The following is a 13,545-nucleotide window of genomic DNA, read 5'->3' on the forward strand; positions in this document are numbered from 1 at the left end:
ACAGCGATCGAGCCAGTTCCAGGATACACTCGCAGCAGAAGATATGGAAGGTGGAGACTTAGAATATGTCGAGTGGATGGGAGAATATCAGTTTTTTTTAGAACTAGAGCAAAAAATTAAGAGTCTCAAGAGTTTAGAATATGTTAATGAATAAAAAGGCGATCGCCCCTCGTTGGAGGTTGGTGCGGGAAAAGCGATCGCGTATTCCCTGAAACCGGATATTTTTTTAAAGCATCCGAGAACTAGCAGGGCACTGAATTTCACCCCTGGAAAAAGTCGGCATAGCTGGGGGGAACATGGAAAATTCTATAATGAATCTATGTTTCTTCAGAGCTAGGCAATGATCTCAGGGTAGGATTGGCGTAAAGACTAATTTCTGCAACTGTTTTAGATTCAACTTGCTCTTGATTGATTTGATTCTCTATTTCGCTAGTTAACCAGTTTAGAAAAGCATCTTTGCACTCTTTTTTGATTCTCAGTTTTTTGGGTTTTGGTGGATTTTGTTGTGAAGGGTTTGCCGATGGTGAATTAGATGGATTTTGCATCTTGTTAGAGCCAAGCAGATTTCCTAAGCCCATAAAATTCGCTGCTTCTTTTTCCTGGTAATCTTCAAGCCAGTTAAATGGGGAACATTCCATTTTGGTTAACAGTAGCTTATAAAATAACGGTTTTTTATTGGTGTCTGAGTCATCATTCCGATCTATATTGAATAGTTTGTTGGCATGAATAATGTAGGTCTTATCGTCTATTTTTTCTATCTGATTTAGCAATTCGCTTAAAAAATCAGAGCCTTTAATATCACTGTTTAGCTTAATGATTTGAGTGCTATTCGATAGTTGACTTACTTCAGTTTCAAAAGGCACTGATTCTTGGTTGATTGTTCTTCTGATAGTTGCCCCAAGTCTTTTTAGGTTCATAATTAATCCTGACACAATAATCGTAAATACTTTGGACAAGGAAAAACTATCACCGATACTTCCTAAGACTAATGATGAACCATCTACAAAAGTGGCGATCGCTAAAGCAGCGATCGCATTTTGGTCTCCATCATTTAACCGTTTTAGCGGCAGCAAAAGTGCTTCAGGGTTTTCATAGTCGGAAAACTGTGGTTTTGATGCATCGCTTTTGTAATCTGCGGGAATTGAACTCCAAGTACTTAGGTCTAGAGCGTGAAGGTCTTTGGCAGTCTTTTCTTCAATATCTTCCGGGGACAGTGTAAAGGCTGTTTGAACATTCTTATCCTCAATGATGACTTTAATTTCGTTGAGTTCGTTTTCAATCCTCTCTTTCTCCTCATTAAGCTTCTTGGCTTCAGGACCAATGCCTGCTGTTCCACTTCTTAAGCCTTTGACTTCATCATCCAGGCGTTTTTTTTCCGTTGCCAAATCTTCTTGTAATTGATCGTATTTAGCTTTCAAAGGAGTATATACTTGATCTTTCAAACTTTCATGTGCCTCAATCTTTTTAGGAGAATTGTCCGTTAACTCTCCGCCAAGTAATCCATCATAAAAACAGAAAAAACTGGTATAAATGCTCACCAAAGTTAAGACTAGAATCATCGACCATCTTCTGACAGTGGATTGACTTTTAGCTCTCGCAATTAAAAGCAGAATCAAAGCTAACTGGACTGCACTACCTAGCACCAAAGGAATTAATTTAAATGAAAGGGAAGTTCCTACCAGAGTAATTGGGGCGGTTTTGGGAAATATAATATGTGCGCCTTGGACGGTTGTTGACCAACTAATTCCTTGAAATACACAGAGGATACTTGTAATTGGATCGTTAGTTACCAGCTTAAACGTTGTGCTAATTTTAGCTCCTAATTTAGCAATCTTGTTAGTTGTATTAGGCGAGTTTTGGTTGTGAGTATCCATGACACTTTTATTTGAATTCAATAGTTGTATGGATTTCTTGACAAAATTGCCCAACTAAACTATATAACAATATGCATCGCAACATATTTTTGACAATTATTAAGTTTTAGCCAGTCTTAGTCTCGGCAACCTTTACCCGGAGGATTTTGCCCGCCCAAAATCTAGTCTAGACAAAATATTCCCGATCTGTCATTTAGTCAAAACTAGGAACTACGCTAGAATATGACTAGGAAAAATTTTCAACGGGAACTTTGATTATGGCTTCTACGGACGATCGCTTTGCCCAAGCCTCGCAGGAATGGGACTTGGAAACTCTCTATGCAGACTTAGCCTCAGCCAAGGGCAAACGGCTCACCCCCACTGAAAAGCTGCACTTGCGGGGTTTGCTTTGCGGTCACAGTCCGGCGGAAATTGCTAATAAGTTGGGTAAAATTCCTAAAGGTGTGGAAGCGGATTTATGTAACACTTTGTATCGCTATGTGAAAAGTTTGGTCGGTAGAGAAAATGGCAAGGTAGATAATTGGCGCAATATTTGTGAATGGCTGCATGAAGCGGGATATAAAACTCAATGTTTAGCGCCTCTGTATCAAATCAATGATTGCTTATCTTTGGATTTGGTGGTGAAGAAAGCCAATATAAAAATAGAGCAAAATCAACTCCTGATTGACATTAATATTAGACTAGCAGCTCCGTTATCTTCAGAGAATGCAGAGGAAGTGTTAGAAATGTGCGATCGCCCCCCGGAAAACGATTTAAACTAAGCCAACTGGGAGTTACAACCGCTTCAAAATAGCGATCGCTCTTCGGTTAACCTACCAATGGGGGCAGGTTTGTGCTTTTCATCGATCGTGAAGATGAAACGCTGGGCGATCGCAAACCATTCTGAAGCCTGTAAAAAATCTGCGGTTGTGGGCATGGCAATGTTATCTTAAGTTACGTTTAGCCAAGATTTATAATACAGTGCATTCCGCTATCGCGGACATGAATGCGCTGGGGAATAGGGAAAGGGCTGTAGGGGCTTGCATATTTTTCGCCCCTACTCAGGAGTGTTTTTCTGAACGGGAGATCGAGCGTGTTGGAGTGGTTAAGTGCAATTCCCCTAGCCTTGTGGTTAGACCAAGTGGGATTAGAGGATGTTTTGCAGATCCCAGTTACCTGGCAACAAAATACGTCTCGCTGGGTTCTGCATTCGGATCAAAGGGTTAATCTAACAGACCAGATCGACCCCTATCTGAACAGTTGGAGTGAAAAAAGCCTCGGTCAAAGCTATCAGGGCCTATGGCTACAATCAGGAGAACAGGTTTTATTTGAGCATCAAGGGACCACTCTTTTCTCTGGCGCTTCTTTAACTAAGGTGGCAACCACGTTAGCGGCTCTCAAGAAGTGGGGCCCCTATCATCAGTTTACGACTCAAGTGGCGATCACGGGTGAAATCAAAGATGGCGTTGTCGAAGGGGATTTAGTGATCATCGGTGGTTCAGATCCACTGTTGGTTTGGCAAGAGGCGATCGCGATCGGTCAACAGCTTCATAAATTAGGAATTACCGAAGTAACAGGAGATTTAATCATTACTGGCCCCCTGTGGATGAATTATGAAACCGATCCAGCAACGGTGGGGGCACTCTTCTATCGCAGCATGAATGCTCATCTCTGGAGTAGCTATGTAGAAAATCAGTATCGCAGTTTACCCCATGATTTACCGCGTCCCCAAGTGGCGATCGCCGGTTCCATTCGCTCCCAGGAGCTACCCCCAGCTAACTTAACTCCGGTGTTGCGTCATCAGTCCCTCGCCCTCCTGGACATCCTCAAACGACTGAATGTTCATAGTCACAATTTCTTGGCCGAAACTCTAGCCGAATCCCTAGGAGGAGACGATCGAATTGAAGAGATGGCGGCTGGTTTTGCCGGTATTCCCTCGGATGAAATTTACCTGATCAATGGATCGGGATTGGGAGTTGATAACCGCATGTCTCCCCGTGCTTCCGTCTTATTACTGATGGCAATACAGCGTTATTTACAGTTGTATCACCTCAGTATTGCCCATGTTTTTCCGGTGGTCGGTTATGACGGGGGAACCATTAGCGATCGCCAGCCTCCCCAGTATAGTATCGTTAAAACCGGTACATTATCAACCGTCAGTGCTTTAGTCGGAGTCATTTTTACCCGCGATCGGGGTTTAGTTTGGTTTAGTATTATGAATCAAGGCTGGGATATTGAAGGCTTTCGCGTGCAACAGGATGAATTATTGCGCCAATTAGCTCAAAATTGGGGAGGTGTTAACGCTCCTCCAGAAACCCTACACCCTAAAACCCAGCTTGCTTCATCTCTACGGACTCTTGGGGATTTCTCCCGTCATCAAATCCTTTGGTAAAATAGCAGTCAATCTGCTATTACCGATTACCCATTACCAGCGCGTAGCACTATAATTCTATGGGACGCAAAGCTAAACTCAAACATCAACGCCATCAACCCCAGACCCCAAAACCTCAGCCGGAGTCTGTCCCTTTAGACACGACCGATTTTGTCCAAGACCTGCAACAACAAGGCTATCAATTCAAAGAGAGTGTAACTGCACCAGAGATTCCCCAGGATCAGATTAAACCGCAGTTATGAAAAATTGAGAGATTGTCTTGCCTTGAACTTATGTCTAAAATGATTGACCACGATCGTTTATTTAAAGAATTGCTCTCAACGTTTTTTGTTGAATTCCTTGAATTGTTCTTCCCTCAAGTCATCGATTATATAGACACTCAATCCATTATTTTACTGGATAAGGAAGTATTTACTGATGTCACCGAAGGAGAGAAACACGAAAGCGATTTAATTGCACAAGTCAAATTTCGTGGGAAACCGTCTTATTTTTTAATTCATGTAGAAGCACAAGCCAGTTCACAAAAAGACTTTGAGCGACGAATGTTTGTCTATTTTTCTCGCTTACATGAAAAATTTGCTCTACCCGTTTATCCCATTGTCATCTTCTCCTATGAAACCCCTTTCAAGGAAGCCAAAAATAAATATCAAATCACCTTTCCTGATTTGAAGGTTTTAGAATTTAAGTATCAGGTTGTGCAACTCAATCGTCTCAATTGGCGAGACTTCCTCAATCAGCCCAACCCCATCGCTTCTGCTTTGATGGCTAAAATGAGAATTGACCCCCAAGATAGACCCAAAGTCAAGGCCCAATGTTTACGATTATTAACCACTTTGAAGCTAGATCCAGCCCGGATGCAGCTAATCTCAGGATTTGTGGACACTTATCTCAAGCTGAATACTTCAGAAGAGATGAAATTTGAACAGGAAATTAGCACATTTACTCAACCCGAACAGGAGGCAGGTATGGAAATTATCACCAGTTGGATGGAAAAAGGGATCGATCAGGGATTGATGCGAGAGAAAGAATTAATTATCCGTCTGATTAAGCGTAAATTAGGCGAGATTGATTCTGAACTGGAAACGGAAATTAAAGCCTTAGAAATTGATCGAGTAGAAGCGTTGGGAGAAGCCTTACTCGACTTTAATTGTGTTGACGATTTAATCGCCTGGTTCAACCAAATGTAGGAATAATCGGTTTCCCAGCACCGATTACCTAGCACGTTTGATGTCGGCGAAGCCGAAAGCGCTTTAAGGATGAGTGAGAGGATTGCCGACAACGTTGGACTGCGGTGAAATTGGAGTTTTAGCGGTTCCAGTATAGAGTTGGGTCTCTTGATCTAAAACCGAAATTACGTTTTGATAACAGAGTTCACATTGGGCTAAAGAATCACCGATATTGGTTAATCCCAGTTTGCCAAATTCAGACAAGGTTCCCATTAAATGAAATACGGTTCCGGTTTCAGTTCCCGTGTCAAAATGAAGATTATGATGGGCGATAATATCTATTAAATCGTGGGGCAATAATCCTTGATAACGTTTGTTTTTCAAATTGTCGGTCGCTAGATAGTATTTCGGCCGCCCTTTTTGGCTATAAAATAAGCCATCCTCAGAATTATAAAAGCCTCCGGTCAAATATTGTAAAGTCATAAATGGATGGGTTGTGCCTCCACAGCGCAGATTGATTTCAATGGCGAATACATCCCAATCGGAGGAAGCCTTATCTCCAGAAGGAACGACAATAAAATCAACGGCAAAACGCTCTAAAGCTCCTTTTTCGGCTAAGTTTTGGCCAATTAAGCGGCCAAATTTCTGGATTTTAAGGCGATAGGCCTCGTCGGCGGGAAATTGACACCCTAGATAAATTTGACCATCGGGGCCGCCTAAAATTTGGTCATGGGTGGAGAGGATTTCTACGGTTCCTAGGGGGGTGATTTGGGCTTGGACACTTGGCGATCGCTTTTTGTCTCCTTCAATAAAGGCTTCGACAATAGCGCCTAATTCGGGAATACGGGAGCTAAAGCTGGGCCAGTTTTCTCCAGGGCCTTGAAATCTGAGATCCTGAAACTGGTTTTTAATGGCGCGGACGCGATCGCCATGGGAAGCTTTTCCCGGTTGATAATCAGCAATGGGGTTTAAATGGAGTAAGGCATTGCCTTCACCAGAAAAGCCTTCATTGAGCTTAATAACCATGCGCTTTAGATGGGGTTGTCGCTCCCATAACTCGGCGGAGGCTTCGGCTAAGTCTTGGGAGTTCCACACAGAATAACAGCCATCGGGATGGGGAATGTTACATTGAGCAAAAATTTCTCGACTGCCCGATTTTGTGCCCCAATAGAGTAAATTGGGATCGCAAGCAAACAGGGGAAGTTGCAATCTGACGGATAATTCCCGTTCCCAGGAGGTGGAATTAAAACACACCATATAAGATCGAGGGGAACGGAGCGATCGCCGAATTCGTTCGATTAGACGGGGACGGTCTAAAATTTTTTCCGTTAGAGATTTACAGGAGCGATCATAAGCGGAGAAAAGTAATAAGCGATCTCTAGCATGGGAAAAGGGAATACCGGGTAAAAGATGGAGATAATAATCAATGATAATCTCTGGTAGGGGTTCGGATGTGACATAAACGAGGCGAGTGCGAGGATTTTTTAATCGAATCAGGGAAAAGAGCATCCGCTCTTCGTAGTGCATTACCCCTTCGACTTTCTGAAGTTCTTGTTGATCTAAGGTCAGAGACGGAATAACCAAGATATCATAATCATCAGGTTCGGTTAGGTGCGAAGTCTGCCAAGTCGGGGGGATAAAACTCCGTTTCGCTGGCGCGATCGCATTTTGATCGACCCTGTGAGGTAACTCACAACTTTGATGGGAGAGTGAATTTCGCCATTGAGTTTGAAGATATTGAAATTCCTCAATGACATCTGGTCGATCTTTACATTCGATGACGTGGTTAGAGTGGTGCATGAGGTTAACCCCACGATAAGGTCTAAACAATAGAACCTTATCAGATCGGATGTCTGCTATTTGATGAATAATCTTTGAGCAACTTTTGAGCAACGACCCACCCTTTTACACTTAAGTCCTTTCTGTCGATCCCAGGTGAATTATGATCATCGAAGATGAAGAACTGCGGCAACTTTATAAAGTCTCTAGCGAGGAACACCTGCAAAATCTAGAGGCAGGTATTTTGCACTTAGAGCAACACCCAGAGGATGGGGAAAAACTTCAAGAAGTGCTGCGAGAAGCTCATACCCTCAAAGGAGACTCGCGCATGTTGGGGGTGAAGGATGTGGAATCTCTGGCCCATCAAATCGAGCAAGTAGTGGGTAAACTTAAAGAGGATAGTACAGCACTTCAGGGAGGAATGGGCGATCGCCTCTACTATGGTTTAGATGCCATTGGCAAAATTGTCCAGGAAGCAGTCACTGGTGAGCCTTCAGGTATTCAAGGCTATAAAGTGTTGGCGGTACTCATGGGAGCAAATATCCCCGAAAGCCCCACTTTTCAAGCTGAACCCCAGCCAGAGCAACCCCTAGAGCCAGAAGAAGCAGCCTCGGAACCTAAAACTGAACCAGAGGAGCCAATAGAGCTAGAAGAAGCAGTATCTGCAATGGAGGTCTCCCTTCCCGAACCGGAGTCAAAACCCCAGCCAGAGGAGCCACCAGCACCACCAGAAGTGCCATCTGCACCGGAGGTCTCCCTTCCCGAACCAGAACCCGTAGTACAGGAGCCACAAGAGCCTGTAAAACCGATCTCCGTTTCCCCGCGTCCCCCTGTCCCCGCGTCCCCATCTCCCTCACCCGTTCCTCAACAGACAGCCTCAAAGCAGGAAGCACCGATAGTCAGATCCAATTATCGAATTGAGAGTGTGCGGGTTGCAACTCAAAATCTAGATGATTTGATGACACAAACGGGAGAGTTAACAGTCAGTAAAATCCGCATGGCTCACCATATCAATACGATGAACGATATGCTTTCTTTGTGGGAAGAGTGGAACAGGCAAACCTATGGCAATCTGGGTTTTGAGCAGAGTTTAGACAAGTTGCAAGCGCTCAAACAATGCCATGAAGAGTATTTAGAAGAGATGGGGAAACTGTTAAATCAGTTGCGATCGCGAGCCTCCGAAGATGTAGCTCGCTTAGAGGCGATCGCCAATCAACTCGATTCTGGGATTCGCACCCTACGCCTGTTACCATTATCCACTATTTTTAACCTATTTGGGCGCTTAGTTCGCGATTTAGCCAAACAACAAGGAAAACAAGTTAACTTAATTCTTGAAGGCGCAGAAACAAAAGCCGATAAACGAATTTTAGAAGAAATGAAAGACCCTTTAATGCACATGATCCGTAATAGTATCGATCATGGCATTGAAACTCCCGATGAACGTATTGCCCAAGGTAAGCCAGCTCAAGCAACGATTCATCTTAAAGGGTCTCAAATTGGTAATAGTATTATTATTGAACTTGAGGATAACGGTCAAGGATTAAACCTTGACCACATTAAACGCACAGCTAAAGAAAAGGGATTGCGGCGACCTGAAGAACTTGAAGCCATGAGCGATCAACAAATTCAAGCTCTCATTTTTGCCCCTGGGTTTTCCACTCGAGAGTTCGTAACCCAAGTTTCTGGACGCGGTGTCGGCTTAGATGTGGTGCGGACCAATGTTGAACATTTGAAGGGAAATATTCATGTTGCATCGACTCCCGGTAAAGGGTGTAAATTTACCATTCAACTGAGTACCAGTTTAGCCACGGCTTCCGTGTTACTGGTTTCAGTTCAGGATTCAACCTATGCCATTCCGGTGGAATTTGTGAAGACAACTTTGTTAATTCCAGAGGATCAAATCTTTGCGATCGAGGGTCGAGATACTTATGCGATGGGAGATCAGCCGATTTCTATTGCTCGACTTGAAGAAATTTTAGAATTATCCTCTTCTTCTGAATCTGAGTCTGAGTCATACAACCCTAAAACAAGAGAACTTTTGCCTTGTCTGATTCTGCAAGTAGGGCCAGAATCATTGGGCGTAATTGTGGATGAGTTGCTCGATCAACAGGACATTATTCTTAAACCTCAAAGTCAATTGCTGCAACGGGTACGTAATATCTCCGGGGCGACCATCTTAGGCACAGGGGAAGTCTGTATGGTTTTAAATCCTCAAGATTTAATCAAGTCAGTCCAGAAGAGAAATATCCAACGTAAAATCGAGTCGTCACAGGTGGTAAAAGAAAAAGAAGAGCATCGAAAATCAGCCGTTTTATTGTTAGCGGAAGATTCGATCGCCACCCGCACCCAAGAAAAACGAATTTTGGAAAGTGCGGGTTATGAGGTAGTGACGGCGGTGGATGGCTTGGATGCTTATAATAAGCTCAGAGGTCGTCATTTTGATGGTGTGATTTCTGATGTGCAAATGCCCAATTTAGACGGATTATCATTAGCAGCTAAAATTCGGGAGCATAAGGAATATGCCGATTTACCGATTATTTTAGTCACATCTTTGGCTTCCGATGAAGATAAACATCGGGGCGCAGAAGCTGGGGCAAGTGCCTATTTAACCAAGGGAGGGTTTAGTCAGGAGTTGTTATTAGAAACCGTACGGCGTTTGGTGTAGATGATACAGCGCTTTACACGCCAGAAGGGTAATGGGGAATAGGCAAAAGGCAAGAGGGAGTGGGCAGTAATCTCCGTGTCCCTGTGTCCCCCCATCCCCCCACGTGGCCATTTTTCTGGGGAGAGGAGTTTATTCGAGTTCAATAGTTTTAGTTACATTCATCAGGGTCTTATCGCCGCGTTTAAGCTGATATTCCCCGCGCCAAGTTCCTGGAATTAGGGGGCGATCGCGGGTATTTTTCTTACCAGAATAGGCTAAAATGATGCGATTGGGGCGATCGCGCACTCTTGTTCCCTCACTAACCACCTGACCCTGGGGATCGATGAGCCGCAACCGTTCTTCATCTCCTTGCAACACTCCAAACCCATGCACCCAGAACACTAAAGCCTCCCCTTGCACCGATAACAGCCCGTCACGAAACTCACCCGACCACACCCGATCCAGATCCGGCACTTCAGTGGCAAACCCTGCCCGAATTAACCCTGTCGGTTGATACTCAATATCCGTACTCCACAGGGAAGTCCCCGAAACATTACATCCCGGCTCCGCTTCCGGCCCCACAAACGGATCGACCACATTCCCCTGATACCGCACTGTCAAATGCACATGGGGAAACGAAGACTCTCCAGAAGACCCCACCATCCCCAACACCGTGCCTGTTTGTACCTCTGTTCCCGGTTGCACTGCCACACTCCCCTGGCGTAAATGACAATATTGGGTTTCCCAACCCTGGCCATGATCGATGACCATACCATTACCACAATTAATACCTTCAATCGCCTCTAAATCTGCCGGAGATGTAATCCGCCTATCTTCGATCCCATCCCGTACCCGTAACACTCGCCCCGGAGCAGCCGCCAGCACGGGTACACCTTGCTGCATTGCCCACTCATCCGGAATCCCAAAATCCGTTCCCGAATGACCATCATCCGTCATCCGCCCACATCCCACATCCACATAACCTGGCCCTGGATCGCGGTCTACATAGCGCAAAATATAACAGTCCTCTCCTAAAGAACACTGAATCGGTTGGGCAAATTTCGGCCAAGTTTGAGTTTGGGCCTGACTATTGCCATTCAATAGGCTACAACTGGTAAATAGGATTACGCCTACAACCATCAGCAGTATTGTGGATACACGGTTGAGTCTTAAGAGCTTCATAACCAAAATCAGGGTCTAAGTGCGGTAAGATACAAAATATCACTCTATTATACTCTCCGTCCCGATCTCATGACCCAATCTGCACTCCAGAGAGCTTGGTTATCTCTTCCCGAACAGGCTTCAGAATCTAGTGTTAACCAAAATTTTATACCCGTTTTCTTAGACTCCCTAGGATTTACTCAACATGAATATTGTTGTGAATATTATATTGGTAGAGGTAAGCATAAGGTTGATTTTGCAGCTCGTCAAAACACGGACACTGATAAATTTGCTCAAACTCGCCAAGACCCCTTTTTAATCATTGAAAGTAAAGGACGGCATATTAATTTCATGCATAAAACGCCCTATAAAAAGACTGTAGATCAACTCAAGTATTATCTAGCTTCTGAAGCCACTCATTGTCAATCAGTGCGCTGGGGTATGATTACGAATGGAGATTATATTCAATTGTTTCGCAAGCATGGCAAGGTTGTCTTTCCGGTGACAAAACTGATTCAACTGGATGCAGAGAATATCGATCAAAAAATTGCTAATATTAAACAATATATAGAAGGGCCCATAAGAGCATTATTTGTTGCTCTGTATAACAATAAAGGTGGAGTAGGAAAAACTACAACGACCATTAATCTAGCTGCTACTCTAAATGGGGTCTATCATAAAAAAGTTTTAGTGGTTGACTTCGATCCTAATCAGAGAGATCTGAGCAAAAACTTAGCGATTAAACCGGCATCAGAATCTTTATATGATTGCTTAGAGGACTACAGAAACCATCACATCATCAATGCTATCTCGACCTATAGAGTGAAATATCGTCAGGGAAAAGAATATGGGTTTGATGTCATTCCCGCCGATCAAAAATTCCTGCATCTAAAAGAGCAAGAATTGACGGCCAAGGTAACGAGAGGTAGATTAAGTCAGTTGTTACATTCATTGAAAAATGAATACGATTATATTATTATTGATGCACCAACGAATTGGAAAATTTTTAGTCAAGAAGCCATCATTACCACAGATGTTGTGTTGATGCCGACTCAGTATAATAATCTCGCCTCTTTAGAAAATGCAGCAATGGCAATATCGGAGTTGTTTCCAGAAGTTGGCAGGCAAAAACGGGAAATATTTTTTCCTGATTGTGCCGATCCAATTGCTTTACCTATTTTTTATAATCAAGGTAGTGCAAAAATTTCAGAGCCTCAGAAAATTCAAGCACAGAAAGCGATTGAAGAAATTATTGATAGATATCACAAGCAATTGGGATTAAATCTCTTGCCTTATTTCTTTCCTAAATATAAGCGATCGACGCAAAATAGGGATGTTTTTACCGTGAATAACTATGCTTATATTGCGAACGGTGCTTTTGCTAGAAAACCAGGGGTTTATCTGCATAAAACTGTTTTGGAGAGTTACAAAAAGTTAGTTAGGGAGTATTTTATCTAATGCAACAGGAAATTGGCGCTCTAATGTACCTCTATTTAGAGGAAATTGAACCGGGAGAACCGGTAAGGATTCATGAGTTTCTGATTAAAGAGACTGCCAAGGCAGTCAGTCAGGCAGGCGATCGCAATTGGCTCCCTATTATCGTCAAACAAATCGGTCAAGATAGCTACCAAGTTATCAGTAATATGTTCGCCTATGCTGTCGCTGAAGAAGCCGGTTTAGAGAAAGTCTGGTGTATTATTGCCGATGATTCAGAAGCGACTCAAACGGCTTCTGAGTTACTATCTCAAGAGCGCTTACCGAAAATAGACTTAGCCACAGCAACAGTTGACGACATTCAACGAGGATTAGATTACTTAATTCATCGTGAAGTTAATCCCTTAAAAGGAGTAAAAATTGCTGTTGCCACTAACCGTATTTTTGAAGCACCACGCTACCATTGGAAGTCAAGTTTAATGGAGGTGACAAAGCTCAAATGTGGCATCACCAAAGGGGCAAAGCTGAATGTGTTTAGGGAAGTCTTTTATCTCTCTGCTCAAGCAAGTAGCACCATAGAGGAATCGCAAGAGGACATTCAGGTAACCGATCTGAAGAGTTTAACGGTTGCCGAATTGAAGAAAATCGCCAAAGAACGGGGATTATCGGGTTATTCTAAATTGAAGAAAGCGGAGTTAATTGAGTTGTTAGGAACATAGTTGATTGGAATAGTTGTAGGGGCGTTTCCTGTCGCGAAGCGTTTCATGTCGGCGACAGCCGAAAACGGCTGTTCGCCCCTACAAAATTACCTGGATGCAATTGTCTAAAGCTACGGAAATTAAAAAGTTAAGTAACCCTATAAGGAAAACCGGATCTAGTTTTCCAGTTCACGATTCATAGTGTGTCCACATCCGGAGCACTTTGATGATTTTTTCTTCTGGTAATATTTGATAAACAAAACGATGCTGGATATTAATTCTTCTAGAATAGTAACCCTGCAAATCTCCGCTTAGTTTTTCATAAGGAGGATAGGTAGCATACAGCGCTTCGCGCTGTTATGAGGTACAGTAACAACAATGAGCAAACCCTATTCTTAAATGTTTCGGATTAATTAAG

General features: G+C 43.3%; 11 protein-coding genes and 1 pseudogene. 7 read left to right on the plus strand and 5 right to left on the minus strand.

Features of this window, described 5'->3' with window-relative positions:
* Nucleotides 1-317 precede the first annotated feature (317 nt).
* Nucleotides 318-1,874 carry a hypothetical protein gene (locus tag J7529_RS23000; protein ID WP_318730916.1) on the minus strand — a complete coding sequence of 519 codons (1,557 nt, stop codon included), beginning with the start codon at nt 1,872-1,874 and terminating at the stop codon, nt 318-320.
* Nucleotides 1,875-2,131: 257 nt separating this feature from the next.
* Here J7529_RS23000 and J7529_RS23005 point away from each other — a divergent pair, with 257 nt between their 5' ends.
* Complete coding sequence (locus J7529_RS23005) at nt 2,132-2,635, plus strand: hypothetical protein (protein ID WP_318730917.1); 504 nt, start codon at nt 2,132-2,134, stop codon at nt 2,633-2,635.
* Nucleotides 2,636-2,658: 23 nt separating this feature from the next.
* Here the strand turns inward: J7529_RS23005 and J7529_RS23010 are convergent, their stop codons facing one another.
* The gene (locus J7529_RS23010; RefSeq protein WP_318730918.1) at nt 2,659-2,790 is read right to left on the minus strand and encodes a hypothetical protein; all 132 of its coding nucleotides are present in this window, start codon (nt 2,788-2,790) and stop codon (nt 2,659-2,661) included.
* Between the two features lie 156 nt (nt 2,791-2,946).
* On the opposite strand from J7529_RS23010, the gene J7529_RS23015 reads away from it, so the two are divergent.
* From J7529_RS23015 to J7529_RS23025, 3 genes are read left to right on the plus strand one after another with little or no spacing between them, the layout of a single operon-like run.
* A complete protein-coding gene (locus J7529_RS23015; RefSeq protein ID WP_318730919.1) occupies nt 2,947-4,245 on the plus strand; it encodes a D-alanyl-D-alanine carboxypeptidase in 1,299 nt (432 codons plus the stop codon).
* 59 nt (nt 4,246-4,304) lie between these two features.
* A complete protein-coding gene (locus J7529_RS23020; RefSeq protein ID WP_318701923.1) occupies nt 4,305-4,487 on the plus strand; it encodes a hypothetical protein in 183 nt (60 codons plus the stop codon).
* A 30-nt stretch (nt 4,488-4,517) separates the two neighbouring features.
* Nucleotides 4,518-5,432 carry a DUF4351 domain-containing protein gene (locus J7529_RS23025; RefSeq protein WP_318730920.1) on the plus strand — a complete coding sequence of 305 codons (915 nt, stop codon included), beginning with the start codon at nt 4,518-4,520 and terminating at the stop codon, nt 5,430-5,432.
* Between the two features lie 63 nt (nt 5,433-5,495).
* Here the strand turns inward: J7529_RS23025 and J7529_RS23030 are convergent, their stop codons facing one another.
* Complete coding sequence (locus J7529_RS23030) at nt 5,496-7,211, minus strand: peptide ligase PGM1-related protein (RefSeq protein ID WP_318730921.1); 1,716 nt, start codon at nt 7,209-7,211, stop codon at nt 5,496-5,498.
* 142 nt (nt 7,212-7,353) lie between these two features.
* Between J7529_RS23030 and J7529_RS23035 the strand changes: the two genes are divergently transcribed.
* Nucleotides 7,354-9,855, plus strand: coding sequence for a hybrid sensor histidine kinase/response regulator (locus J7529_RS23035; protein ID WP_318730922.1), 2,502 nt, complete (start codon nt 7,354-7,356; stop codon nt 9,853-9,855).
* Between the two features lie 129 nt (nt 9,856-9,984).
* On the opposite strand, the gene J7529_RS23040 is transcribed toward J7529_RS23035, so the two are convergent.
* The gene (locus tag J7529_RS23040; RefSeq protein ID WP_318730923.1) at nt 9,985-11,016 is read right to left on the minus strand and encodes a M23 family metallopeptidase; all 1,032 of its coding nucleotides are present in this window, start codon (nt 11,014-11,016) and stop codon (nt 9,985-9,987) included.
* Between the two features lie 69 nt (nt 11,017-11,085).
* Between J7529_RS23040 and J7529_RS23045 the strand changes: the two genes are divergently transcribed.
* Together J7529_RS23045 and J7529_RS23050 are read left to right on the plus strand one after the other, a co-directional pair.
* Nucleotides 11,086-12,453: an AAA family ATPase gene (locus tag J7529_RS23045; RefSeq protein WP_318730924.1), complete on the plus strand. Its 1,368-nt coding sequence runs from the start codon at nt 11,086-11,088 to the stop codon at nt 12,451-12,453.
* On the plus strand, nt 12,453-13,148 hold the full coding sequence (locus tag J7529_RS23050) for a Rho termination factor N-terminal domain-containing protein (RefSeq protein WP_318730925.1): 696 nt from the start codon (nt 12,453-12,455) through the stop codon (nt 13,146-13,148). Before J7529_RS23045 ends, J7529_RS23050 begins: the two co-directional genes overlap by 1 nt.
* 168 nt (nt 13,149-13,316) lie before the next feature.
* Here J7529_RS23050 and J7529_RS24915 read toward each other — a convergent pair.
* Nucleotides 13,317-13,469, minus strand: a pseudogene (locus tag J7529_RS24915) (Txe/YoeB family addiction module toxin); the annotation flags it as partial.
* Between the last annotated feature and the right edge of the window lie 76 nt (nt 13,470-13,545).

This window comes from Roseofilum sp. Guam, from assembly GCF_017746735.1.
Lineage (GTDB): Bacteria > Cyanobacteriota > Cyanobacteriia > Cyanobacteriales > Desertifilaceae > Roseofilum > Roseofilum reptotaenium.